The organism is Geodermatophilus aquaeductus (genome assembly GCF_900182545.1).
GTDB lineage: Bacteria > Actinomycetota > Actinomycetes > Mycobacteriales > Geodermatophilaceae > Geodermatophilus > Geodermatophilus aquaeductus.
The window spans coordinates 122,009-145,489 of sequence record NZ_FXTJ01000001.1 but is presented as its reverse complement, the minus strand read 5'-3'; the positions used below and the strand labels follow the sequence as shown (position 1 = coordinate 145,489).

At 75.0% G+C, this 23,481-nt stretch carries 25 protein-coding genes; 17 read left to right on the top strand and 8 right to left on the bottom strand.

The window, feature by feature from the left end:
- Positions 1-9 precede the first annotated feature (9 nt).
- The 3 genes from sigJ to FN207_RS00625 all read right to left on the bottom strand — a co-directional run bounded on the left by sigJ (position 10) and on the right by FN207_RS00625 (position 1,804).
- Positions 10-900, bottom strand: coding sequence for an RNA polymerase sigma factor SigJ (gene sigJ, locus FN207_RS00635; protein WP_142456485.1), 891 nt, complete (start codon positions 898-900; stop codon positions 10-12).
- On the bottom strand, positions 897-1,466 hold the full coding sequence (locus tag FN207_RS00630) for a carboxymuconolactone decarboxylase family protein (protein WP_142456484.1): 570 nt from the start codon (positions 1,464-1,466) through the stop codon (positions 897-899). Before FN207_RS00630 ends, sigJ begins: the two co-directional genes overlap by 4 nt.
- 65 nt (positions 1,467-1,531) lie before the next feature.
- Entirely contained in the window at positions 1,532-1,804 is a 273-nt protein-coding gene (locus tag FN207_RS00625; protein WP_142456483.1) for a chorismate mutase, read from the bottom strand.
- Positions 1,805-2,056: 252 nt separating this feature from the next.
- Between FN207_RS00625 and pcrA the strand changes: the two genes are divergently transcribed.
- Positions 2,057-4,354 (top strand): DNA helicase PcrA, encoded by a 2,298-nt coding sequence (pcrA, locus tag FN207_RS00620; RefSeq protein ID WP_142456482.1) that lies wholly within the window; start codon positions 2,057-2,059, stop codon positions 4,352-4,354.
- Positions 4,355-4,360: 6 nt separating this feature from the next.
- Here the strand turns inward: pcrA and FN207_RS00615 are convergent, their stop codons facing one another.
- Complete coding sequence (locus FN207_RS00615) at positions 4,361-5,023, bottom strand: GAP family protein (protein ID WP_142456481.1); 663 nt, start codon at positions 5,021-5,023, stop codon at positions 4,361-4,363.
- 73 nt (positions 5,024-5,096) lie between these two features.
- Here FN207_RS00615 and FN207_RS00610 point away from each other — a divergent pair, with 73 nt between their 5' ends.
- The gene (locus FN207_RS00610) at positions 5,097-5,645 is read left to right on the top strand and encodes a TetR/AcrR family transcriptional regulator (protein WP_142456480.1); all 549 of its coding nucleotides are present in this window, start codon (positions 5,097-5,099) and stop codon (positions 5,643-5,645) included.
- Positions 5,646-5,721: 76 nt separating this feature from the next.
- Here the strand turns inward: FN207_RS00610 and FN207_RS00605 are convergent, their stop codons facing one another.
- Together FN207_RS00605 and FN207_RS00600 are read right to left on the bottom strand one after the other, a co-directional pair.
- Entirely contained in the window at positions 5,722-6,612 is an 891-nt protein-coding gene (locus FN207_RS00605; RefSeq protein ID WP_246065652.1) for a M23 family metallopeptidase, read from the bottom strand.
- Positions 6,613-6,807: 195 nt separating this feature from the next.
- Positions 6,808-7,695, bottom strand: coding sequence for an esterase/lipase family protein (locus tag FN207_RS00600; RefSeq protein ID WP_142456479.1), 888 nt, complete (start codon positions 7,693-7,695; stop codon positions 6,808-6,810).
- Positions 7,696-7,880: 185 nt separating this feature from the next.
- Here FN207_RS00600 and FN207_RS00595 point away from each other — a divergent pair, with 185 nt between their 5' ends.
- The 9 genes from FN207_RS00595 (at position 7,881) to FN207_RS00555 (ending at position 16,954) form a co-directional block, all read left to right on the top strand.
- Positions 7,881-8,999 carry a hypothetical protein gene (locus FN207_RS00595; protein WP_246065651.1) on the top strand — a complete coding sequence of 373 codons (1,119 nt, stop codon included), beginning with the start codon at positions 7,881-7,883 and terminating at the stop codon, positions 8,997-8,999.
- Positions 8,996-9,367, top strand: a complete 372-nt coding sequence (locus FN207_RS00590) for a cobalamin B12-binding domain-containing protein (RefSeq protein WP_142456478.1) — start codon at positions 8,996-8,998, stop codon at positions 9,365-9,367. The genes FN207_RS00595 and FN207_RS00590 overlap by 4 nt, the downstream gene beginning before the upstream one ends.
- Before the next feature lie 64 nt (positions 9,368-9,431).
- The gene (gene sucC, locus FN207_RS00585) at positions 9,432-10,592 is read left to right on the top strand and encodes an ADP-forming succinate--CoA ligase subunit beta (RefSeq protein WP_142456477.1); all 1,161 of its coding nucleotides are present in this window, start codon (positions 9,432-9,434) and stop codon (positions 10,590-10,592) included.
- A gap of 30 nt (positions 10,593-10,622) precedes the next feature.
- Positions 10,623-11,501, top strand: a complete 879-nt coding sequence (sucD, locus tag FN207_RS00580) for a succinate--CoA ligase subunit alpha (protein WP_142456476.1) — start codon at positions 10,623-10,625, stop codon at positions 11,499-11,501.
- 208 nt (positions 11,502-11,709) lie between these two features.
- Positions 11,710-12,795 carry a hypothetical protein gene (locus tag FN207_RS00575; RefSeq protein WP_142456475.1) on the top strand — a complete coding sequence of 362 codons (1,086 nt, stop codon included), beginning with the start codon at positions 11,710-11,712 and terminating at the stop codon, positions 12,793-12,795.
- A gap of 146 nt (positions 12,796-12,941) precedes the next feature.
- Complete coding sequence (locus FN207_RS00570) at positions 12,942-14,138, top strand: cell division protein PerM (RefSeq protein ID WP_142456474.1); 1,197 nt, start codon at positions 12,942-12,944, stop codon at positions 14,136-14,138.
- 31 nt (positions 14,139-14,169) lie between these two features.
- A complete protein-coding gene (gene purN, locus FN207_RS00565) occupies positions 14,170-14,778 on the top strand; it encodes a phosphoribosylglycinamide formyltransferase (protein ID WP_142456473.1) in 609 nt (202 codons plus the stop codon).
- Positions 14,775-16,325, top strand: coding sequence for a bifunctional phosphoribosylaminoimidazolecarboxamide formyltransferase/IMP cyclohydrolase (purH, locus tag FN207_RS00560; RefSeq protein WP_142456472.1), 1,551 nt, complete (start codon positions 14,775-14,777; stop codon positions 16,323-16,325). The genes purN and purH overlap by 4 nt, the downstream gene beginning before the upstream one ends.
- On the top strand, positions 16,325-16,954 hold the full coding sequence (locus tag FN207_RS00555) for a pentapeptide repeat-containing protein (RefSeq protein ID WP_142456471.1): 630 nt from the start codon (positions 16,325-16,327) through the stop codon (positions 16,952-16,954). The genes purH and FN207_RS00555 overlap by 1 nt, the downstream gene beginning before the upstream one ends.
- A gap of 55 nt (positions 16,955-17,009) precedes the next feature.
- Here the strand turns inward: FN207_RS00555 and FN207_RS00550 are convergent, their stop codons facing one another.
- Positions 17,010-17,594, bottom strand: a complete 585-nt coding sequence (locus tag FN207_RS00550; RefSeq protein ID WP_246065650.1) for a hypothetical protein — start codon at positions 17,592-17,594, stop codon at positions 17,010-17,012.
- A gap of 90 nt (positions 17,595-17,684) precedes the next feature.
- Here FN207_RS00550 and FN207_RS00545 point away from each other — a divergent pair, with 90 nt between their 5' ends.
- From FN207_RS00545 to FN207_RS00525, 5 genes are all read left to right on the top strand, one after another.
- Positions 17,685-18,554 carry a bifunctional methylenetetrahydrofolate dehydrogenase/methenyltetrahydrofolate cyclohydrolase gene (locus FN207_RS00545; RefSeq protein ID WP_142456470.1) on the top strand — a complete coding sequence of 290 codons (870 nt, stop codon included), beginning with the start codon at positions 17,685-17,687 and terminating at the stop codon, positions 18,552-18,554.
- Positions 18,554-18,853 carry a DUF3017 domain-containing protein gene (locus FN207_RS00540; protein WP_142456469.1) on the top strand — a complete coding sequence of 100 codons (300 nt, stop codon included), beginning with the start codon at positions 18,554-18,556 and terminating at the stop codon, positions 18,851-18,853. The genes FN207_RS00545 and FN207_RS00540 overlap by 1 nt, the downstream gene beginning before the upstream one ends.
- 51 nt (positions 18,854-18,904) lie before the next feature.
- Positions 18,905-19,858 carry a malate dehydrogenase gene (gene mdh / locus FN207_RS00535; RefSeq protein ID WP_142456468.1) on the top strand — a complete coding sequence of 318 codons (954 nt, stop codon included), beginning with the start codon at positions 18,905-18,907 and terminating at the stop codon, positions 19,856-19,858.
- Positions 19,859-19,925: 67 nt separating this feature from the next.
- The gene (locus tag FN207_RS00530) at positions 19,926-21,140 is read left to right on the top strand and encodes an NADP-dependent isocitrate dehydrogenase (RefSeq protein WP_142456467.1); all 1,215 of its coding nucleotides are present in this window, start codon (positions 19,926-19,928) and stop codon (positions 21,138-21,140) included.
- A gap of 190 nt (positions 21,141-21,330) precedes the next feature.
- Positions 21,331-22,209, top strand: coding sequence for a DUF559 domain-containing protein (locus FN207_RS00525; RefSeq protein WP_142456466.1), 879 nt, complete (start codon positions 21,331-21,333; stop codon positions 22,207-22,209).
- Positions 22,210-22,213: 4 nt separating this feature from the next.
- Here FN207_RS00525 and FN207_RS00520 read toward each other — a convergent pair whose 3' ends face one another.
- Entirely contained in the window at positions 22,214-22,567 is a 354-nt protein-coding gene (locus FN207_RS00520) for a CAP domain-containing protein (RefSeq protein WP_221887982.1), read from the bottom strand.
- Here FN207_RS00520 and FN207_RS26065 point away from each other — a divergent pair.
- Positions 22,551-23,231, top strand: a complete 681-nt coding sequence (locus tag FN207_RS26065) for a hypothetical protein (protein WP_185938194.1) — start codon at positions 22,551-22,553, stop codon at positions 23,229-23,231. The two genes, FN207_RS00520 and FN207_RS26065, sit on opposite strands and share 17 nt — an antisense overlap.
- Positions 23,232-23,481 lie beyond the last annotated feature (250 nt).

Here is a 23,481-nt window from a genome sequence, read left to right as displayed (position 1 = left end):
CGGCGGAGCCTAGGAGGACCCTCCTGCCCCCGCTCGCAGACCGGCGAGTTTGTCCGGGTTGAGCACGACGAAGACCTGCTGCACCAGCCCGTCGGCCACCACCAGCGACACCGCCACGAACGGGCCGGCGTCGGTCCAGGCCGCCACGCCGGGCAGCCCGTTGACCTCCGCCATCCCGATCCGCAGCCCCGGCAGGGACGCGCCGTCCGCGGCCACCGCGGCGAGGAACCGGGCGACCTTGTCCGCGCCGGTGATCGGCCGCAGCGCCGCCTTGGCCCGGCCGCCGCCGTCGGTGACCAGCACCGCGCCGGGGGCGAGCGCGGCGAGCAGCGCGTCGACGTCGCCGCCCATCGTCGCGGCCAGGAACCGCTCGGTGACCTCGCGGTGGGCCCGCGGGTCGGCGTCGAACCTCGGCCGTCGCGCGGCGACGTGCTCCCGGGCGCGGTGGGCGAGCTGGCGCACCGCGGCCTCCGACCGGCCGAGCACCGCGGCCACCTCGCCGGCGGGCATGCCGAACACCTCGCGGAGGACGAAGACGGCGCGCTCGGCGGGGGAGAGGGTCTCGAGGACGACCAGCAGCGCCAGTGACACCTCGTCGCCGAGCACGGCGTCGTCGGCCGGGTCGCCGGCACCCCCGGTGAGCAGCGGCTCGGGCAGCCACGGGCCGACGTAGGTCTCCCGCCGGGCGCGGGCGGAGTCCAGCCGGTCGAGGGCCAGCCGGGTGGTCACCCGCACCAGGAAGGCGCGCGGGTCGACGACGTCGTCCCGGTCGGCCGTCGACCAGCGCAGCCAGGCGTCCTGGACGACGTCCTCGGCGTCGGCGACGCTGCCCAGCATCCGGTAGGCGACGGTGAACAGCAGCCGCCGGTGCGCGTCGAAGGCCGCCAGGACGTCGGTCATGCCCGGGCGGGGAGCTCGCAGCGGTCGCGGAAGCCCTGGCTGTGCAGGCCGAGGGCGCTGTTCGCGCGGGCCCGGGAGTTCTCCACGGCGACCATCGTCGTCAGCTCGACCAGCGCGGCGTCGTCGAGGTGGCGGCGCAGCCCGGCGACCATCTCGTCGGTGACCCCCATCGGCGTGGTGCTCATGGCCTCGGCGTACTCGACGACCCGCCGCTCGAGGTCGGTGAACACGTCGCTGTCCCGCCAGGTGGGGACGGCGCGCAGCTTGGCAGGGTCGATGCCCTCGTGCGCGGCGCCGACCCAGTAGCCGAAGTCGACGCACCACGAGCAGCCGACCGTCACCGCCGCCGACATGACGGCCAGCGACTTCAGCGTCGGGTCGAGCCGCTTCCACCGGGCGAGGGCCTGCTCGTGGCGGAGCTGGGTCACCAGCAGCCGGGGGTGGTGGCCCATCGCGGCGGCCGGCTCGAGCGTCGAGCCGAAGGTGCGGCGGGAGTACCAGTCCACGGCGCGGGTGACGAGGGTGCGCGGCGGGTCGAGCGGGATGCGGGCGGTGCTGCTGGTCATGACGGCGTCCTCTCCGGTGGGCACGCCATGCAGACGACGCAGCCGCCCGCTCCGTGACATCGCCGCTACAGGCGCCCGCGGCCGTGGCGCAGCAGCAGCAGGCCGAGCGCGGCGCCGTCGGGACCGAGCGCGTTCTGGAAGCGGGCGACCACCTGCTGCTCGCGCGACAGCGACAGCCGGGTGCCGCCGGCGGCGCGGCGCAGCTCACCGATCTCGGCCGACACCGCCAGGCGGCGCTGCACGAGCCGGATGATCTCGGCGTCGCAGGCGTCGATCTCGGTCCGCAGGTCGGCGATCCGCTCGTCGGCGGCGGGAGTGGTGGGCAGGGCGCTGGTCATCGGTTCCTCCGGGGCGGGACGGTGGCCGTGGGACCCCGGGAACGAGAAACGCCCCGGGCTCTCGGGCCCGGGGCGTTCGTTGCGGCGGCTGCTCAGCCAGCGGCGACGGACACCGGAACCCGGTGCCCGTAGGAAAAGCTGGAGCTGGTGAGCAGCACGGCGGAGAGTGTGCCACAGCACCCCGGGACGTCTCCACGGCCTTCCCCGGCGACGGGCGGTCCTGTCGCTCCTCCGAACTACAGTGGTGTGTCTATGAGCAGCGTGCAGCAGGCCCTCCCCGGAACCGCCGCGCTCCAGCGTTCCGCTCCCGGCTCGGCCGGCCGGGAACTGGACCGCATGCTGGCCGGGCTCAACGGTCCCCAGCGTCAGGCCGTCGTCCACGAGGGCGGTCCGCTGCTCATCGTCGCCGGCGCCGGGTCGGGCAAGACCCGCGTCCTCGCGCACCGCATCGCCTACCTGCTGGGCGCCCGCGGGGTGCAGCCGGGCGAGGTCCTGGCGATCACCTTCACCAACAAGGCCGCCGGCGAGATGAAGGAGCGCGTCGCCCAGCTGGTCGGGCCGCGCGCCCGGGCCATGTGGGTGTCCACGTTCCACTCGATGTGCGTGCGCATCCTGCGCGCCGAGGCGTCGAAGCTGGGCCTGAAGTCGTCGTTCACGATCTACGACCAGGGCGACTCGGTGCGGCTGATGACGATGGTCGCCCGCGACCTCGACCTCGACGCCAAGCGCTACCCGGGCCGCAGCCTCGCCGCGCAGGTGTCGAACCTGAAGAACGAGCTGGTCGACGAGGAGTCCTACGTCCCGCAGACGGCGCCGGAGAAGGTGCTCGCGGAGGCCTACCGGCTCTACCAGCAGCGGCTGCGCCAGGCGCACGCGCTGGACTTCGACGACCTGATCATGACGACGGTGCACCTGCTCCAGGCGTTCCCCGACGTCGCCGAGCACTACCGCCGCCGGTTCCGCCACGTGCTCGTCGACGAGTACCAGGACACCAACCACGCGCAGTACGTGCTGGTCCGCGAGCTGGTCGGCACCGGCGAGGGTCCCGTGCCGCCGGGGGAGCTGTGCGTCGTCGGCGACGCCGACCAGTCGATCTACGCGTTCCGCGGCGCCACGATCCGCAACATCGACGAGTTCGAGCGCGACTACCCGCAGGCCACGACGATCCTGCTCGAGCAGAACTACCGCTCCACGCAGCGCATCCTCAAGGCGGCCAACACCGTCATCGCCCGCAACACCGGCCGCCGTCCCAAGAACCTGTGGACCGACGCCGGCGACGGCGAGCTCATCGAGGGCTATGTCGCCGAGAACGAGCACGACGAGGCCGCCTGGGTCGCCGAGCAGATCGACGCGCTGGTCGACGAGGGGAAGGCGCAGCCGAAGGAGATCGCGGTCTTCTACCGGACCAACAACGCCTCGCGTGTGTTCGAGGAGGTGTTCATCCGCGTCGGCATGCCCTACAAGGTCGTCGGCGGGGTGCGCTTCTACGAGCGCAAGGAGGTCCGCGACGCGCTGGCCTACCTCAAGGTGGTCGCCAACCCGGCCGACGTCGTCAGCCTGCGCCGGGTGATCAACACGCCGAAGCGCGGCATCGGCGACAAGGCCGAGTCCTGCATCGAGCAGTTCGCCGACCGCGAGCGGATCGCCTTCGCCACCGCGCTGCGCCGCTGCCCGGAGATCACCACGCTGGCGCCGCGCTCGCTCAAGGCGCTGCAGGAGTTCGTGGCGCTGCTGGAGGAGTTCGAGCAGCTGGTCGAGACCGGCTCGGGCCCGGCCGCGCTGCTGGAGAGCATCCTCGACCGCACCGGCTACCTCGCCGAGCTCGAGGCGAGCACCGACCCGCAGGACGAGGGCCGCGTCGACAACCTCAACGAGCTCATCTCGGTGGCCGCCGAGTTCGAGGCCGCCAACCCCGGCGGCACGGTGACCGACTTCCTCGAGCAGGTCTCGCTGGTGGCCGACGCCGACCAGATCCCCGTCTCCGGCGACGAGGCCGGCGTCGTCACGCTGATGACGCTGCACACCGCCAAGGGCCTGGAGTTCCCGGTCGTGTTCCTCACCGGCCTGGAGGACGGCGTCTTCCCGCACCTGCGCGCCCTCGGCGACCCGCGCGAGCTGGAGGAGGAGCGGCGGCTGGCCTACGTGGGCATCACCCGCGCCCAGAAGCGGCTGTTCCTGTCCCGTGCCACCGTGCGCACCAGCTGGGGTCAGCCGGCCTACAACCCGCCGTCGCGGTTCCTCGACGAGCTGCCGTCGGACACCGTCCACTGGGCCCGCACGGACCCGACCCCGGCGCCGAGCACCGGCTACGGGTCGGCGCAGTCGCGGGTCGCGGCCACCGGGCTGTCCACCGGCGGGCTGCGCGGCGGCGCGGGCAACCGGCCGGTCATCTCCGTCGAGGTCGGCGACCGGGTCAGCCACGACGCGTTCGGGCTCGGCACCGTGGTCGAGGTCAACGGTGCCGGCGACAAGGCCCAGGCGACGGTCGACTTCGGCTCCGGCGGCACCAAGCGCCTCGTCCTGCGCTACGCGCCGCTGGTCAAGCTCTGACCGGCGTCACGCCACGGCCAGGGCGGTGACGCCCGCGGCCAGCGCCACCAGGCCCAGGGCGGCCGGCACGCTCCGCGGGACGGTGCGTGCGCTGCCGATGCGCTCGTAGACACCGCTCAGCCGCCGGCGCACCGAGGTCCCGTGCAGGGCGCCCAGGCCGAGCAGGACCAGGCAGGGCGCGCAGTACACCAGGGCGTAGCCGGCCAGGACCGCGACGCCCTGCCCCGCCGGGACGCCGGCGCTGACCAGGCGCTCGATGGCGATCACGTAGGGGAAGGCGTTGGGCAGGTCGGCGCCGGTCACCAGGACGCCGACCGGGGCCGCGGTCCACGGGCCGAACCACGACGGCAGGGTGACCGCGCTGCGGTGGCGGCTGCGCAGCCGGCGGACGGCGGCCACCACCAGGAGGACCGCCGCGAGCCCCAGTGCGATCCGCCGCACCCACGTGACGCCCCCGGCCACGGCGTCGGCGGCCGCGCCCGCCCCGGTGTAGACCGCCAGCCCCAGTGCCAGGACGGTCAGGTACGCCCCCGCCACGAAGGCCGCCGCACAGGCGATCGGCCGGCGCAGGGGAGCGAGCAGGATCAACGCGACCCCGCCGATCGTGGCCGGGTTCAGCGCGTCCACGAGGGCCAGCCCGAGGATGCCGAGCAGCAGGGTGGTGCTCACCGGAGATCACTGGATCGCATGACTTCATGGTCTCAGATGAGACGTAAAAGTCTCAACCCCGTAGGCTCCGGTCGTGTCTGCCGACGACGCACTGCTGGACGCCGCCGCCGGCCTGCTCGCCGCCCAGCCGGCCGCGTCCATGGACGACGTCGCCCGGGCGGTCGGCGTCAGCCGGGCCACGCTGTTCCGCCGGTTCCCCAGCCGCTCGGTGCTGGTCGGCACGCTCTGCCGGCAGGCGGTCGAGGCCTTCGTGGCGGCGACCGGTGAGGTCGCAGCCGGGCAGGACGACCCGGTGCGCGTCCTGCGCGACCTGGTCGCCCGGACGGTCCCGATCGGCGCCCGGTACGGCCTGCTCGTCACCCAGCCCCTCGAGGACCTCGTCGAGCGCGACCTCCTCGCCCGGGCGGCCGCGGGTGAGGACCGGGTGCGCGCCCTGGTCCGCCGCGGGCAGACGGCCGGCGCGTTCCGGGTCGACGTCGACCCCGAGTGGGTGCTGACCGCGCTGACCTGGCTGGTCGTCGGTGCCGCCGACGGCGTCCGGCTCGGGCGGCTGGCGCCGGCCCGGGTGGAGGCGCACGTGGCCGACACCGTGCTGCGGCTGGTCGTCCGGGACCCCGGCTGAGCCTGGGTCCGGCGGCCCGGCCGGCGACGCCCCGGGTGCTACCGGGCCGGTGATGGACGAGGAGCCGCGGCGGGGCTCAGATGGCCACGCCGTGGTCGGCGAGCCACTCCTCGGGGTCGATCGGCCGGCCGGTCATGCCGCCGCGGTGGATCTCGTAGTGCAGGTGCGGCCCGGTGGACTGGCCCTCGTTGCCGACCTTGGCGATCTGGTCGCCGGCGTGCACGATGTCGCCGGCCGAGACGTCGTAGTAGCGCATGTGCCCGTAGACGTGCACGTTGCCGTCGGCGTCCTGGATGTAGACCGCGTTGCCGTAGCCGGAGGCGCGGCCGGCGCGCAGCACGACGCCGTCGGTGGCCGAGTAGATCGGCGTCCCGAGCGGGGCGGCCAGGTCGATACCCCAGTGCATCGAGCCCCAGCGCTGGCAGAAGCAGGTGGTCATGCGGCCCGACGTCGGCAGGACGGTCTGCGGCTCGCGGGCGGCGCGGGAGGCGGCCAGCTCCGACAGCCGGACGGCGGCCTCGGCCTGGGTGATGCCCTGGCGGACGCCGGCCTCGTCCATCTCGCCGGCCAGCCCGAGGTCGGCGGCGCCGAGGCCGTAGTCGGCGGCGCTGACCGACGCGGCCGGCTCCGGCGTCCCGCCGGAGAGGGCGGGGACGGCGGCGACGAGTGCCCCGGCGACGAGCGCGCCCAGCCACAGCGGCCCGCGGCGGCCGGGGGGACGGCGGACGGTGCGGCGCGCGGAGGACTCCGCGGGGGTCTCGTCGGCGGTCGCAGCCGCGGGCTCCGCCGGGGGAGCGGCCGGCTCGTCGTCGTCCGCGGGAGCAGCCGGGGTGGTGGCGGTCGGGACGGCGGGCCGGCGGAGCGGCGGGAGGCCCGCCCGTCCCAGCGGACCGGCGGAGATGCGGCCGGTCGCCTCGGGCTCGGCCGCCCGGCGGCCGGGCGCCGCGGGCTCGAGGAGCGAGGTCACGCCGACACCCTTCGTCCACGCATCCCGGGACGACCGCGCGGGGCGGACCGTCGGGGGAGCGACGGCGGTGGAGGCGCCCGGGGTGGACGCCCGCCGGTGGGTACCGGCGCCGTGATCGGACCGTAACGTTCCGTCAGGGCCAACCGCGGGAGGCGACGCTGCGTGTCGCCTTGTCTCCCTGGGGTGAGGAGAGCCTCAGGCGGCCGAGGCGAGCGACGCCGGGGCCGCGGGGCGCAGCCCGGCCAGCGTCGCGGCCACCTCGTCGACGACGCCCCGGTGGAAGGGCAGCGACATGTGCCCCACGCCCCGCACGAGGACGTTGCGCGCCCGCAGGTCGGGGTGGTCGCACCGGCCCAGGCGGGTGGGGACGACGAGCTGGTCGAGGTTGCTGTAGACGGCGGTCATCGGCGTCGACCAGTCCGGTGCCGGCTCGGCGAGCTCCTGCAGCACCGCCGACCCCGGCCGCAGCTGGCGCACCATCGGCGTCGGTAGCAGGTGGGCCAGCACCGAGCCGCCGTGCGGCGAGCCCAGGGTGACCAGCGACTCCACCCGCCGGCCGCCGCCCTGCCGCTGGACGTAGTAGCGGGAGATGAGCCCGCCGAGGCTGTGGCCGACCAGGTGGACACGGTCGTGGCCGGTCTGCGCGCAGATGCGCTCGACGTGCTCGCCGAGGTCGCGGGCGCCCTCGGCGACGTCGCCGAGCAGCGGGCTGTAGTTCCAGGTGCACACCTGGGCGAAGCCGCGCCGGCGCAGCCCGCGCTGCATCACGGTGAAGATCGACCGGTTGTCGATGAGCCCGTGGACGAGCAGGACGGGGATGCGCGCGGCGAGGGGGTCGGCGGCGAAGAGTGCCCGCACGCTCGGCGGCTGCTCACCCGGCCGGCAGCGCGGGTCCAGCCGCAGCGGCTCCCGGCGGGTGCCCAGCGGGTAGAGCAGCGTGTGCGCGCCGACCCACGCGAGCTCGGTCAGCCCGCCGGCGACGGCGCCGGGGATCAGGGACCGCAGGGCGTCCCGTGGCGTCCCGGGGGAGGACTCGTCGGTGTGCCACCCTGGACGGCACCCGGGGTCGCCGGTCGCGCGCATGGACGTCCTCCCCGTTCGGCGGCCGCGGCGGTGCCCCGGGAGCCGGGTCCGTCGTGGCGGAGCACCTGTGTGGTGCTCGGTTCACACGACGGTAATGCCCTGGTGTGGCCAGCGTCACACAGACGGTGCGGCAATCTCGACGAGATCGAGACCGGAACGCAACAGATTCCGACGAAGGGGGACCCGTGGCCGGCCGTGAGAGCTCCGCCCGCGACGACCGGACCCGCGACGACCGGTCCCGCGGCGCGGCGACCGCCTCCCGCACGGTGACCTCCGGTGCCCGCAGGACGGGGTCGGCCCGGGCCGGTGACCGGCGGCCGGGGACCCGTCCGGCCGCCGACCGCCGGCCGGGCAGCGCCGCGACGAGTGCCGCGCCCGTCCCCGGCGACGGCCTCGTCGTCGGGGACCTGCCCGGCGCCGCCCGCGCCGTCGGCGTCCTGCTCGTGCTCGCCGGCCTGGCGGGGGCGGCCGCGCTCTTCCCGACCTACCTCGTCGTCGGCGGGCGGGAGCTCACGCTGGGCGGTGGCCTCGGTGGGGTGCTCGTCGGCCTCGTCGTCCCGCTGACCGCCGTCGCGGTGGGGGCGGGCCTGGCCGCCGGGCGGGTGCCCCGCCTCGGGCTGGCCTACGCCGGGGTCGGTGGCGCGCTGGCCCTCGGCTCGCTGCTCATCGAGGTGTACCGCGGCAGCACCTCCACCGTGCGCCCGGGCATCGAGGTGCTCGCCGGCGAGCGCGTGCTCACCAGCAGCGTGCAGACCGGCGCCGGCTGGTGGCTGCAGGTGGCCGCGCTGGCGCTGACCGTCGTCGCCGGGGTGCTCGCCGCGGCGACGTGGAACCGCACGGTCATGGAGGACCGCGGCGCGCTGGACCCGGCCCGCCCGGGGCTGGCCGGTGCCGCCGTCGTGCTCGGCGTCCTCACCGTGCTCTGCCTCGCGCTCCCGGCCGCCGACGTCCCCGACCGGCTGGTCGACGACCCGTCCACCGGCCTGGAGGTCGTGGTCGAGCAGCAGGGCCCGCAGGCGCTGCTCGAGCGCCCCGGCCTGGCGCTGCTCGGCGGGCTGCTGCTCGCCGGCGCCGTGCTGCTCGGGTCGGTGCTGGCGCCCTCGCTGCGTCCGCGGCTGGCTGCCGTCGGGGGCTTCCTCGCCGTCGCGGTGACCGTGCTCGCCGCCGGGCTCGGCGGCCTGCGCGACGCCGTCGCCTCCGACGAGCTGGACTGGACCGTCCCCGGCGCCGGGCTGCTCGCCGCCGGCCTGGCCTACGGGGTCCTCACGCTGCTCGCCTGGCGGCTGCGCCGCAGTCGCTCGTGACCGCGGCGGAACGGCTGCGCGTCGTCGTCGCCGGGCCCGACGGGCAGGACGACCCGCGGGCGGTCGCCCTCGCCCGCGCGTTGCGCGACAGCGGCGCGGAGGTGGTGCTGACCGGGGAGGTCGCCTCCGCCGGCCGGCTGGCGGCCACCGTCGTCCAGGAGGACGCCGACGCCGTCGGGGTGGCCGGGGGCCGGCCGGACCTGCTCGCCGAGGTGCTCGACCGGCTCGTCGCCGCCGGTGTGGACGACGTCACCGCGTTCGTCCTGGGCACGACCGCGGGTCTCCCGGACGGCGTCCGCGGGTTCGCCGACGGCGCCGCGCCCGAGGACGTCGTCGCCGCGCTGCGCGAGGCCGCCGGGGGGCTGTGAGCCCGGGCACGGGCCCCGGTGCCGGTGCGGCGGCCGGACGGGGCGAGAGTTACGGTCCCTGTTCGTGGATCTCTTCGAGTACCAGGCGCGTGACCTGCTGGCCTCGCACGGCGTGCCCGTGCTCCCCGGCGGCGTGGCCGAGACACCCGACCAGGCCGAGGCGATCGCCCGCGAGATCGGGCAGACCGTCGTGGTCAAGGCGCAGGTCAAGACCGGTGGCCGCGGCAAGGCCGGCGGCGTCAAGCTGGCCGACGATCCCGAGGACGCCCGCGCGCGGGCCCAGGACATCCTCGGCCTGGACATCAAGGGCCACATCACCCACCGCGTGATGGTGGCCCAGGCCAGCGACATCGCCGAGGAGTACTACTTCTCCTACCTCCTCGACCGCTCGAACCGCACCTTCCTGGCGATGGCCAGCGTCGAGGGCGGCATGGAGATCGAGCAGCTCGCCGTCGAGCGCCCCGAGGCCCTGGCCCGCATCCCGGTCGACGCCTCGGTCGGCGTGGACGCCGCGAAGGCCGCCGAGATCGTCGACGCCGCCGGCTTCGCCCCCGAGGTCCGCGACCAGGTGATCGCGATCGCGGTGCAGCTGTGGGAGGTCTTCAGCAAGGAGGACGCCACCCTCGTCGAGGTCAACCCGCTGGCCAAGGCGCCCGACGGCACCGTGCTCGCGCTCGACGCCAAGGTGACCCTCGACGAGAACGCCTCCTTCCGGCACGCCGAGCACGCGGCCCTCGAGGACACCGCCGCGGCCGACCCGCTCGAGGCGCGCGCCAAGGAGAAGGACCTCAACTACGTCAAGCTCGAGGGCGAGGTGGGGATCATCGGCAACGGTGCCGGCCTGGTCATGAGCACCCTCGACGTCGTCGCCTACGCGGGCGAGGAGTTCGGCGGGGTCAAGCCGGCCAACTTCCTCGACATCGGCGGCGGCGCCTCGGCCGAGGTGATGGCCAACGGCCTGGACATCATCCTGTCCGACCCGGCCGTGAAGAGCGTGTTCGTCAACGTCTTCGGCGGGATCACCGCCTGCGACGCCGTCGCCAACGGCATCGTCAGCGCCCTGGGCATCCTCGGCGACGAGGCCGCCAAGCCGCTGGTCGTCCGGCTCGACGGCAACAACGTCGAGGAGGGGCGGCGCATCCTCGCCGAGGCCAACCACCCGCTGGTGACCCTGGTGGACACGATGGACGGCGCCGCGCGCCGGGCCGCCGAGCTCGCCGCCTGATCGCCCCCGACACCGACAGGACCTGAAGAGATGTCGATCTTCCTCAACGAGAACAGCAAGGTCATCGTCCAGGGCATGACCGGCTCGGAGGGGCGCAAGCACACCCAGCGCATGCTCGCCTCCGGCACCGCGATCGTCGGCGGCGTGAACCCGAAGAAGGCCGGCGAGAGCGTCGACTTCGACGGCGCCAGCGTGCCGGTGTTCGGCAGCGTGTCCGAGGCGATGAAGGAGACCGGCGCCGACGTCAGCGTCATCTTCGTGCCGCCGGCCGGCGCGAAGGGTGCGGTCATCGAGGCCGTCGACGCCCAGATCGGGCTCGCCGTCGTCATCACCGAGGGCATCCCGGTGCACGACTCGACCTACTTCTGGGCGCACGCCCAGGGTGGCTCGACCCGCATCATCGGCCCGAACTGCCCCGGCCTGATCAGCCCCGGGCGCTCCAACGCCGGCATCATCCCCGCCAACATCACCAAGCAGGGCAGGATCGGCCTGGTCAGCAAGTCGGGCACGCTGACCTACCAGATGATGTACGAGCTCCGGGACATCGGTTTCTCCACCGCGATCGGCATCGGCGGCGACCCGGTCATCGGGACGACGCACATCGACGCCCTCCAGGCGTTCCAGGACGACCCGGAGACCGAGGCCATCGTCATGATCGGTGAGATCGGTGGCGACGCCGAGGAGCGCGCGGCCGACTTCATCAAGGCCAACGTCACCAAGCCGGTCGTCGGCTACGTGGCCGGCTTCACCGCGCCCGAGGGCAAGACGATGGGCCACGCCGGCGCCATCGTGTCCGGCTCGGCCGGCACCGCGCAGGCCAAGAAGGAGGCCCTCGAGGCCGCCGGGGTCAAGGTCGGCAAGACGCCGTCGGAGACCGCCCGCCTCATGCGGGAGATCGTCGGCGCGTAGATCGTCGGCAGCCGGGCCGGCCACGACGTCCGGCTGCCCCGGTCCCCGTGCTCGGGGGCCGGGGCAGCGGCGTCCGGCAGCGGCGGTCGCGGGGCGGTCACGATCTCGCCCGTGGTGGTGAGACGCGTGCGTGGCGCGGTTGCACCGGGCCACGGTGGGGGAGAGCATCCGCGACGCCGTACCTGTAGTGACGAGAGGTAGCCGAACGATGACGTCCAGTCAGCCGCCGCAGCAGCCCGGGGTCCCCGGGCAGCCGGGCCCGGGCGGTCAGCCGGGGTACGGGCAGCAGCCCCCCGCCTCTCCGCCGCCGTACGGCGCTCCGCAGGGTCAGCCGCCCTACGGTCAGCAGCCTTACGGCCAGCCGGCTCCCGGCCAGCCGTCCTACGGCCAGCAGCCTCCCTACGGGCAGCAGCCCTACGGCCAGCCCGCCGGTGGACAGCCGCCCTACGGGCAGCAGCCGTACGGGCAGCAGCCGTACGGGCAGCAGCCCCCCTACGGCCAGCCCCACGGCGCCCCGTCGCCGTTCGGGCAGGGCCCCGGCGGATCCGGCTTCGACCTCAAGCGGCTGAAGGTCGCCGACTACGTCGTCGCGGCGGGTGCGATCGCCTACCTGGTCCTCGCGCTCCTGACCTGGATCGACTTCGACGAGATCTACTTCTCCGACGACTACAACGTCAGCGGCTTCTCGTTCAGCGGCCTGGTCACCTTCAGCTTCGTCCTGCTGCTGGCCGCCGCCGTCTGGGCGCTGCTGCCGGCGGTGACCGAGGTCCGGCTCGGGTTCCCGCGCAGCTGGATCACCGTCGGCCTCGCCGCCCTGGCCCTGCTGCTCACGTTGATCGCCTGGATCCAGACCTTCGAGTGGGAGTTCAGCCTCGTCGGCCTGCTCGCCCTCCTCGTCACCGCGGCCGTCACGGCCTTCGCGTTCCTGCGGCTGCTGCCGGAGATGCGGAACAAGCCGGCCCTGCCCGGCGCCTTCGCCGGTGCCTCCCAGTGGGCCAACCAGCAGGCGCCGGACTTCGGTGCCGGCCAGGGCGCCCGCCCGGGCCAGTACGGCCAGTCGACCCCGGGCCAGTACGGCCAGCCCGGTCAGTACGGCCAGCCCGGGCAGCAGTACGGGCAGCCCGGGCAGCAGTACGGGCAGCCGGGTCAGTACGGCCAGGCCCCCCAGGGGTACGGGCAGCCCTACACCCCGTCCCCGGCCACGGACCCCGGCCAGCAGTCCTCCGGTCAGCAGCCCTCCGGTCAGCACGGCCAGCCCGGCGGCTCCACCGCCTCGGGCTCCGGCCAGCCCTGACCTCCCGCCCCGCGAGGGGCGACCCGTCCCGACGAGGGCCGGCGGTACTTGCCGCCGGCCCTCGTCGGCGTCCGGGGACGCCGACGCTCGCCCGCTCCCGGCGCGTGCGGCGGACAGAGGGCGGTCGCGCTTGCGACAGTGGGGACGTGGTCTCCCTGCTGGCGCGCCTGCCCCTCCCGGGACAGCGGGGCCCCGGTGCGGGGCGGCCCTGGTACCCGGCCGCCCTCGCCGCCGCGGCCACCGCCGCGGTGACGCTGCTCGGGTTGGCCGGCCTCGGCCTGGCGGTCGTCGTCGTGGAGACGCTCGACCCGGCCGGCGGTCTCTCGGCGGGCGGCGCGATCCGGGCCGGCGGTCAGCTGTGGCTGCTGGCCAACGGCGGCGGACTCGACCTCGCCTCCGGGCCGCTGGTCCTCGCGCCGCTGCTGCTCACCCTCGCCGTCGCCTGGGGGCTCTCGCGGGCCGGCCGGGGCGTCGCGCGCCTCGTCGAGCCGGCCGGTGTGCGCGCGGCCGCGGTCGTCGTCGCAGCCGCGCTGGCGGTGCACACGCTCCTCGCCGTGCTGCTGGCGCTCGCCGTCGACGGGCCCGGTGCGCGCACCGACCTGGTCCGCTGCGCGGCCGGCGCCGCCGTCCTCGCCCTGGTCGCCGTCGGCTGGGGCGTGCTGCGCGAGACCGACCTGCCCGACGCCGTCCTCGACCGGCTCCCGTTGCCGGCGCGGCCGCTGCTGCCGGCCGTGCTCGCCGGCCTGCTCACCGCGCTCGGGCTGGGCGGCGTGGTGGTCGCCGTCGCGGTCGGCTCCGACACCGCCGGGTACGCCGCCGTCGAGGACGCCCTCGGCGGCTCGGGTGCCGGAGCCCTCGGGCTGCTGGCGCTCGGGGCGCTGCTGCTGCCCAACGCGGCCGCGGCGGCGCTCGGGGTGGCCGCCGGGCCCGGGTTCGCGGTCGGTGCCGGCACCGTCGTCTCGGTGCACGGGATCAGCCTCGGACCGGTGCCGGCCCTTCCGCTGCTGGCCGCACTGCCCGACACCCAGGCCGTGCCGCTGCTCGCCTTCGTCTCGCAGGCGGTCCCGGCGCTGGCCGGCATGGTCGCCGGGACGGTCCTGGGCCGCCGCATGGCCGACGACGACGGCGGCTCGGTGGTCGCGGGCCTGTGGGGCGTGCTGACCGGGGTGCTGCTCGGCGCCGCCGTCGGCGTCGTCGTCGCGGCAGCCGGCGGGTCCCTCGGCGACGGCGCGCTCGCCGACGTCGGCGCCCCTCCGGTGGCCACCGCCCTCTCGGTGGCGCTGCAGGCCGGCATCGCGGGCGCGGTCGGGGCGGCCACCGCCCGCTGGCGGTCCCTCGGCTGAGCCCGCGCGCCGCGTCGATAGGGTCGCGGTCGTGCCCGGCCCCGACTCCCCACCGCGGGCGCGGGTCGTCGTGCTGCTCTCGGGGACGGGGTCGCTGTGCGCGGCGCTGCTCGAGGCCGCCGACGACGCCGCCTACCCCGCGCAGGTGGTCGCCGTCGGCGCGGACCGGGACGCCCCCGGCCTGGAGCACGCCCGCCGCCGCGGCCTGCCGACCTTCACGGTCGCGCTGCGCGACTTCCCCGACCGGGCCGCCTGGGACGCCGGCCTGGCCGACGCGATCGCCGCGCACCGGCCCGACCTGGTGGTGTCCGCCGGCTTCATGAAGATCGTCGGCCCCGCCGTCCTGGCCCGCTACGAGGGCCGGCTGGTCAACACCCACCCCGCCCTGCTGCCGGCCTTCCCCGGTGCGCACGCCGTCCGCGACGCGCTCGCCGCGGGCGTGGACGTCACCGGCAGCACGGTGCACCTGGTCGACGCCGGCGTCGACACCGGGCCGGTGCTCGCCCGGCGCGAGGTGCCGGTGCTGCCCGGCGACGACGAGGACCGCCTGCACGAACGGATCAAGGCCGTGGAGCGCACGCTCCTGGTGGAGACGGTGGCGCGACTCGTCACCGGGACGACGGAGGAGAGCCCCCGATGAGCGACCGCACCCCGATCCGCCGCGCGCTGCTGGGCGTCTACGACAAGGCCGGCATCGAGGACCTCGCCCGCGGGCTGGCCGACGCCGGCGTCGAGCTGGTGAGCACCGGCGCGACCGCCCGGCGGATCGCCGACGCCGGCGTCGCGGTCACGCCGGTCGAGCAGGTCACCGGGTTCCCCGAGTGCCTCGACGGGCGGGTGAAGACCCTGCACCCGGCCGTGCACGCCGGGATCCTCGCCGACCGCCGCAAGGCCGCGCACGTCAGCCAGCTCGAGGAGCTCGGCATCGCCGCCTTCGACCTGGTGGTCGTGAACCTCTACCCGTTCACCGAGACGGTGGCCTCGGGCGCGATGCCGGACGAGTGCGTCGAGCAGATCGACATCGGCGGCCCGGCGATGGTGCGCGCCGCGGCGAAGAACCACCCGTCGGTCGCCGTCGTCGTCGACCCGTCCCGCTACGGCGACGTGCTCGCCGCGGTCGCCGCCGGCGGCTTCACCCTCGCCGAGCGGCAGCGGCTGGCCGCGGCCGCCTTCCGTCACACCGCGAGCTACGACGTCGCCGTCGCCTCCTGGATGGGCAACGTCCTCGCGCCCGACGACGAGACCGGCTTCCCCGCCTGGATCGGCGCGAGCTGGGAGCGCGCCGACGTGCTGCGCTACGGCGAGAACCCGCACCAGCGGGCGGCGCTGTACCGCGGCGGTCAGCCCGGGCTGGCGCATGCCGAGCAGCTGCACGGCAAGCAGATGTCCTACAACAACTACGTCGACACCGACGCCGCCTGGCGGGCCGCGCAGGACCACAACGACCCGTGCGTGGCGATCATCAAGCACGCCAACCCGTGCGGGATCGCCGTCGGCACCGACATCGCCGCCGCCCACCGCAAGGCGCACGCCTGTGACCCCGTCTCGGCCTTCGGCGGCGTGATCGCGGCCAACCGCGAGGTCGACCTCGCCATGGCCGAGCAGGTCGCCGGCGTCTTCACCGAGGTCGTCGTCGCGCCGTCGTTCACCGCCGACGCCGTGGAGGTGCTGACGGCGAAGAAGAACATCCGGCTGCTGCGCCTGCCCGAGGCCGCCCGGCCGTCGACGGAGATGCGGCCGGTCAGCGGCGGGCTGCTGCTGCAGAGCGCCGACCGCATCGACGCCGCCGGCGACGACCCCACCACCTGGACGCTGGCCTGCGGGGAGCCGCTGGACGCCGCCGGCCTCGACGACCTCGTGTTCGCCTGGCGCAGCGTCCGCGCGGTGCGCAGCAACGCGATCCTGCTCGCCCACGACAAGGCGACCGTCGGCGTCGGCATGGGGCAGGTCAACCGGGTCGACGCCGCCCGCCTCGCCGTGACGCGGGCGGGGGAGCGGGCCGCGGGGTCGGTGGCCGCCTCCGACGCGTTCTTCCCGTTCGCCGACGGCCTGCAGGTGCTGCTCGACGCCGGGGTGCGCGCGGTGGTGCAGCCGGGCGGCTCGGTGCGCGACGAGGAGGTCGTCGAGGCGGCGCGGGCGGCCGGCGTCCCGCTGTACCTCACCGGGACCCGCCACTTCGCCCACTGATGCGCGGCCGAGCACACCTCCGTCCCCCGGAGCCGGGGGAGGAGATCGAGGACGTCGACCTCGCCCGCGTCGACTGGTGGGGCGCCGAGCTCGACGGCGTCACCTTCACCCGCTGCCGCTTCGACGACGCCGACCTGACCGAGGTGGTCACCAAGCGCTGCGTCTTCGACTCCTGCGTCCTCACCGGCGTGCGGATGGGCGGCTCGCGGCACTCCGGCAGCGCGTTCCTGTCCTGCCGGTTCGACCGGGCACGGCTCATCGACGTCGTCTGGGACGGCTGCAAGCTCACCGGCTCGCAGTTCTCCGGCGCCGTGCTGCGCCCGCTGACCAGCACCGACACCGACTGGAGCTGGACGTCGCTGCGCGGCGTCGACCTGTCCGGCAGCGACCTGTCCGGTCAGCGGTTCCGCGAGGCCGACCTCACCGACGCCGACCTGCGCGAGTGCGACCTCACCGGCGCCGACCTCGACCGGGTCCGCATGCAGGGCACGAAGCTGCGCGGCAGCGACCTGCGCGGCGCGGCCACCGAGGCGGTCCCGTGGCGGGCGCTCGAGCTCACCGGCGTCCGGCTCGACCTCGTCCAGGCCGTCCAGGTCGCCAGCGCCTACGGCGCCCTGATCGAGGGCTGACCCGTGCACTTCCGCGGAGGTGCACGGTGCACCTCCGCGGAAGTACACGGAGGGTTCAGCGGTAGCGGCGTCCCGTCAGCAGCGCCTTGAGGGAGCCGAGCACACCCAGGACGCCGACGGCGCAGGCGAACCAGAACCCGATCGCGAAGGCCGACGGCCGCCAGCTCTCCGCGGTCAGCGGTACGACCACCGCGGCCAGCGCCAGCCCGCTCACCAGCAGCCCGAGGAGGCCGAGGAGGCGGTGCGTCCGCGCGGGCAGCCACATCAGGATGCCCAGCACGAACAGCACGCCGCCCCCGAGGACGACGGCGAGGGGCTGCCACCACCCCGTGTCGAGCAGGCCGCTGACCCCGGTGTCGAGCTCGTCGAACCCCTGGCGGGCCAGGCGCCAGCCGGTGTCCCCGGTCCCGGCCACCCAGCGCAGCGCCAGGCTGATCCCGGCGGAGATGCCGGCCAGGATGAGCAGCAGCCCGCCGAGGGACTCCGGGCCGCGCACCGCCACCGGCCGGTCGGAGTAGTCCGGCGTCGTCGAGGGGTACCCGCCCGTGGCGCCGTACGCGCCGGTGCCCGTCGCCGACGGGCCGGTCACGAGGTCGAGACCGGGCGCTGTCTGCTGGGTGGACGGGTCGCGCTCGCTCATCAGCTCTCCTCGGGGACGGGCCGTGCAGGGCTGTCCGCGAGGGTAGGGCCGCAGGGGTCGGCGCGGGAGCGCCTCCGGCACACTGTCGGGGTGCCCGCGACGATCCTGGACGGCAAGGCGACCGCAGCGACCATCCGCCAGGAGCTCACCGCGCGCGTGGCGGCACTGACCGCCGCGGGGCACCGCCCGGGGCTGGGCACGCTGCTGGTCGGCGACGACCCCGGCAGCCGCTGGTACGTCGACGCCAAGCACTCCGACTGCGCGCAGGTCGGCATCGCCAGCATCCAGCGCGAGCTCCCGGCCACGGCCACGCTCGCCGACGTGCTCGCCGTCGTCGAGGAGCTCAACGCCGACCCCACCTGCACCGGCTACATCGTCCAGCTGCCCCTGCCGCGCCAGGTCGACGAGTACGCCGTCCTCGAGGCGATGGACCCGGCCAAGGACGCCGACGGCCTGCACCCGGTCAACCTCGGCCGGCTGGTGCTCGGCGTCGACGGGCCGCTGCCGTGCACCCCGGTCGGCATCGTCGAGCTCCTGCGCCGCCACGACGTGCCGGTCGCCGGCGCCGAGGTGGTCGTCGTCGGCCGCGGGATCACCGTCGGCCGCCCGCTCGGGCTGCTGCTGACCCGCCGCACGGAGAACGCCACGGTGACCCTCTGCCACACCGGCACCCGCGACCTCGCCGCGCACGTCCGCGCCGCCGACGTCGTCGTCGCCGCGGCCGGCGTCCCGGGGCTGATCAGCGCCGACATCGTCAAACCGGGGGCCGCGGTGCTCGACGTCGGCGTCAGCCGGGTCGACGGGAAGATCGCCGGCGACGTCGCGAAGGACGTCGTCGAGGTGGCCGGGCACGTGGCGCCCAACCCCGGCGGCGTCGGGCCGATGACCCGGGCGATGCTGCTGCAGAACGTGGTGCTGGCCGCCGAGCGGGCCGCCGCGGTGGAGGCGCTGACCGCCTGATGACGCGACCTCCGCTCTACCTGCGCCGGCCGTTCCTGGCCGGGCTGCTGCGCCAGCTGCCGCTGCTCGCGGTGCTGGTCGCGGTCGCGGTCGGGCTCGGGATGGTCGCGATCGAGCACTGGCGGCGCGGGCTGCTCGTCGTCGGGCTCGCGCTCGTGGGTGCGGGGCTGCTGCGGCTGGTCCTGCCCGTGCGCCGGGTCGGCTTCCTCGCCGTCCGCAGCCGGCCGGTCGACGTCGTCCTCATGGCGGGGACGGGGGTCGCGCTGTCGGTGCTGGCCCTCGTCGTGCCGGGCAGTTGAGCGCAGCGGCCCCCGGGCGGCCTGCCGGGTGCCGGGTCTAGGTTGACGCCCATGGCAGAGCAGCCCAGGAACGGCAAGGTCACTGTCGTCGGTGCCGGCTTCTACGGCTCCACCACCGCCCTCCGGCTCGCGGAGTACGACGTCTTCGAGACCGTCGTCCTCACCGACATCGTCGAGGGCAAGCCCGAGGGCCTGGCCCTCGACATGAACCAGTCCCGCCCGATCGAGGGCTTCGAGACGAAGGTCGTCGGCGTCGGCGGCGGCTCGTACGAGGGCACCGAGGGGTCCGACGTCGTCGTGATCACCGCGGGCCTGCCGCGCAAGCCGGGCATGAGCCGGATGGACCTCATCGAGACCAACGCGGGGATCGTCCGCCAGGTCGCCGAGAACATCGCGGCCACCTCGCCCGACGCCGTCGTCATCGTGGTGTCCAACCCGCTCGACGAGATGACCGCCCTGGCCCAGCTCGCCACCGGCTTCCCGAAGGAGCGGGTGATGGGGCAGGCCGGGATGCTCGACACCGCCCGGTTCACCAACAACGTCGCCGAGGAGCTCGGCGTCCCGGTGAGCTCGGTGCGGACGCTGACCCTCGGCTCGCACGGCGACACGATGGTGCCGGTGCCCTCGCGCTGCACCGTCGACGGCAAGCCGCTGGCCGACGTGATGGCCGCCGACCGCATCGAGCACCTGGTGCAGCGCACCCGCAACGGCGGCGCCGAGGTGGTCGCCCTGCTCAAGACCGGGTCGGCGTACTACGCGCCGTCGGCGGCGGCGGCCCGCATGGCCCGCGCCGTGATGGAGGACTCCGGCGCCGTCATGCCCGTGTGCGCATGGGTCGACGGCGAGTACGGCATCTCCGGGGTCTACCTGGGCGTCGAGGCCGAGATCGGCCGCCAGGGTGTGCGCCGGGTGGTCGAGGGGGATCTCACCGAGAGCGAACTGGCCGGGCTGCGCGAGGCGGCGGAGGCCGTGCGCGCCAAGCAGGCCGACGTCGCGGAGCTGTAGTCCTCGGCACCGCGACTGACCGACTCCCGGCCCGAGGGGCCGGGGCTGCAGAGAGGGAATGTCTGACGTGAGCAAGATCAAGGTCGAGGGCACCGTCGTCGAACTCGACGGCGACGAGATGACCCGGATCATCTGGCAGTTCATCAAGGACCAGCTGATCCTGCCGTACCTCGACGTCAACCTGGAGTACTACGACCTGGGCATCGAGCACCGCGACGCCACCGACGACCAGGTCACCATCGACTCCGCGAACGCGATCAAGAAGCACGGCGTCGGCGTCAAGTGCGCGACCATCACGCCGGACGAGGCGCGGGTCGAGGAGTTCGGCCTCAAGAAGATGTGGCGCTCGCCGAACGGCACCATCCGCAACATCCTCGGCGGTGTCATCTTCCGCGAGCCGATCATCATGCAGAACGTGCCGCGGCTGGTGCCCGGCTGGACCAAGCCGATCGTCGTCGGCCGTCACGCGTTCGGTGACCAGTACCGCGCCACGGACTTCAAGTTCCCCGGCGAGGGCACGCTGACCATCACCTTCACGCCGAAGGACGGCTCCGCGCCGATCGAGCACGAGGTCTTCCAGTCGCCCGGCGGCGGCGTCGCGATGGCGATGTACAACCTCGACGACTCGATCCGCGACTTCGCCCGGGCCTCGATGAACTACGGCCTGCAGCGTGAGTACCCGGTCTACCTGTCGACCAAGAACACGATCCTCAAGGCCTACGACGGCCGCTTCAAGGACCTGTTCGCCGAGGTCTTCGAGACCGAGTTCAAGGACAAGTTCGAGGCCGCCGGGATCACCTACGAGCACCGGCTGATCGACGACATGGTCGCCGCGTCCCTCAAGTGGGAGGGCGGCTACGTCTGGGCCTGCAAGAACTACGACGGCGACGTCCAGTCCGACACCGTCGCGCAGGGCTTCGGCTCGCTGGGCCTCATGACCTCGGTGCTCATGAGCCCCGACGGCCGCACGGTCGAGGCCGAGGCCGCCCACGGCACGGTGACCCGCCACTACCGGCAGCACCAGCAGGGCAAGGAGACGTCGACCAACCCGATCGCGTCGATCTTCGCCTGGACCCGGGGCCTCGCCCACCGCGGCAAGCTCGACGACACCCCCGAGGTCACCCGGTTCGCCGAGACCCTCGAGAAGGTCTGCGTCGACACCGTCGAGGGCGGTCAGATGACCAAGGACCTCGCGCTGCTGATCAGCAAGGACCAGCCGTGGCTGACCACCCAGGACTTCCTGGCGGCCATCGACAGCAACCTGCAGAAGGCCATGGCCTGACGCAGTCGCTCTGCAGCGGCCCCCTCACCCCCCGGGTGAGGGGGCCGCTCGCGTTCGCGGGCTGGGTGGGGTCGCGCGCAGTTGCGGGGAAGTCGTCGTCTGCAGCGCACTGCAGACGACGACTCCCGGGCAGTTGCGGGGCTGTGGACGGCGGGGGCGCGGCGTGGCCCCGTCGCGGCAGGCTCGCGCGGTGCCTCCACCCCGGCGACCCGACGTCCTCCGCGGTCGCGTCTTCCGCGCCCGCGACGTCCTCGCCGCGGGGCTGCTGAGCCCCGCGGCCCTCCGCAGCAGCGCCTGGCGCCGGCTGTACCGCGGCGTCTACGCGGACGCGGAGCTGCCCGACGACCCCGACGTGCGCATCAGCGGTGCGTGCCTGCTGATTCCCGCGCCGGCCGTGTTCAGCGGCCGGACGGCGGCCCACCTGCACGGAGCGGGCGAGCTGCTCGACCCGGCGATGCCGGTGGAGGTGTCGGTGCCTCCCGGTGTGCGCTTCGGCCCGATCGCCGGCCTGCGGGTCCGCCGGACCGTCCTGCCGGCCTCCGACGTCACGGTCGTCCACCGGCGGCCGAGCACCACGGGCACGCGCACGGCCCTCGACATCGCCAGGGCCGAGCCGCTGGTGGAGGCGGTGGCGGCGCTCGACGTCCTGCTCGCCCGCGGCGTCGTCGACCGTGCGGGACTCCGCCGGTCGCTGGACGCGGCGCCGTCCCCGCGCGGGATGCGACGGGCCGGCCGGGCCGTTGAGCTCGCGGACCCGCGCGCCGAGTCGCTGCCCGAGTCGCGAGTACGGGTGCTGCTCGCGCTCGCCGGACTGCGGGCCGTTCCCCAGTACACCGTCCGGGATGCCGGGGGGAACTTCGTCGCCCGGGTGGACCTGGCGTTCCCCGAGCACCGCCTGGCCGTGGAGTACGACGGGGCCTGGCACGCGGAGGCCGGTCAGCTCGGGCGCGACCGGCAGCGGCTCAACCGGCTCACCGCCGCGGGCTGGCGGGTGGTGTTCGTGACCGCTGCGGACCTGCGGGACCCGGACGCTCTGGTTGCTCGGGTCGCCGCGGCCCTCGGTCGCTGACGGGTCAGCCGAAGAGCTGGGTCCACCAGGGACCGCCGGCGCCCTCGGCCACGCCGACGCCGAGCTTCGTGAGCGAGCAGTCGAGGATGTTCGCGCGGTGCCCGGGGCTGTTCATCCAGGCGTCCATGACGGCGGCGGGGTCGGCCTGGCCGCGGGCGATGTTCTCCGCCCGGGCGTAGCCGACGCCGGCCGCGCGCGCCCGGTCGAAGGGGTCGAGCCCCTCCGGCGTCGTGTGCGAGAAGTAGCCGCGGTCGCGCATGTCGACGCTGTGCGCCCGCGCCACCCCCGCCAGCGCGGCGTCGGCGGCGACCGGAGCGCACCCGGCGGCGGCGCGCTCCTGGTTGACCAGCGCCAGCACCGCGCCCTCCGTCGAGGGGGCCGGAGCGGCGGCCGCCACCGGCGCGGGGGCGGCCTGCGACGACGACAAGGTCGGGCTCTGCGTGGTCGACCCGGCCGAGGAGGTCCCCGCGGACGACGACGTGCTCGCGCCCGCGCGGGGCGCCGGGGCCGACGTCCCGGGCGCGGCCGAGGAGGTGCCGGCCGACGACGACGCGGTCGAGGACCCCGCCGACGACGACCCGGACGACGACCCGGACGACGGGGAACCCGCGGACGTGGAACCCGGCGCGGAACTGCCCGGGGCGGTGGTGTCCGGCGCGGTGGTGTCCGGCGCGGTGGTGTCCGGCTCGGTGGTGTCCGGCGCGGTGGTGTCCGGCTCGGTGGTGTCCGGCTCGGTGGTGTCCGGCTCGGTGGTGCCGGGCGCGGTGCTGCCCGGGGCGGTGGTGCTCGGCTCGGTCGTGCCGGGGGCGGTGCTGCCGGGCGTCGTCCCGGGGGCGACCGGGGCGCCGTCGACGCCCATCGTCACGACGCCGGTGCGCTCGGCGTCGGCCACGACGTCGTCGGCGGTCGAGGTCGAGGAGGACTCGGCGGTCGAGAGCGCGCCCCGCCCGGCCGCCATGAGCGGGACCAGCAGGGCGATGCCGCCGACGGCGAGGACGACGGCCAGGACCGGCAGCAGGTGACGGACGCGGCCCCGGCGCAGGGGGCGGGACATCAGCCGGAGGCCGCCGGTGAGGCGGGCGGACGGCGGCGGGGAAGACCGACGGTGGCGCACGAGGGGGACGTCCTCACGGACTCGACAACAACGGAGCGTGACTTCGTCGAGACTAGCCGTAGCCAGAGATCACTCGCGAGGGTGACGTGACCGACGTCACAAAAGACGCCGCCGGGCGCCCGGGGGGATGCGCGGTGAGCGGTCCGGGCAGCATGGAC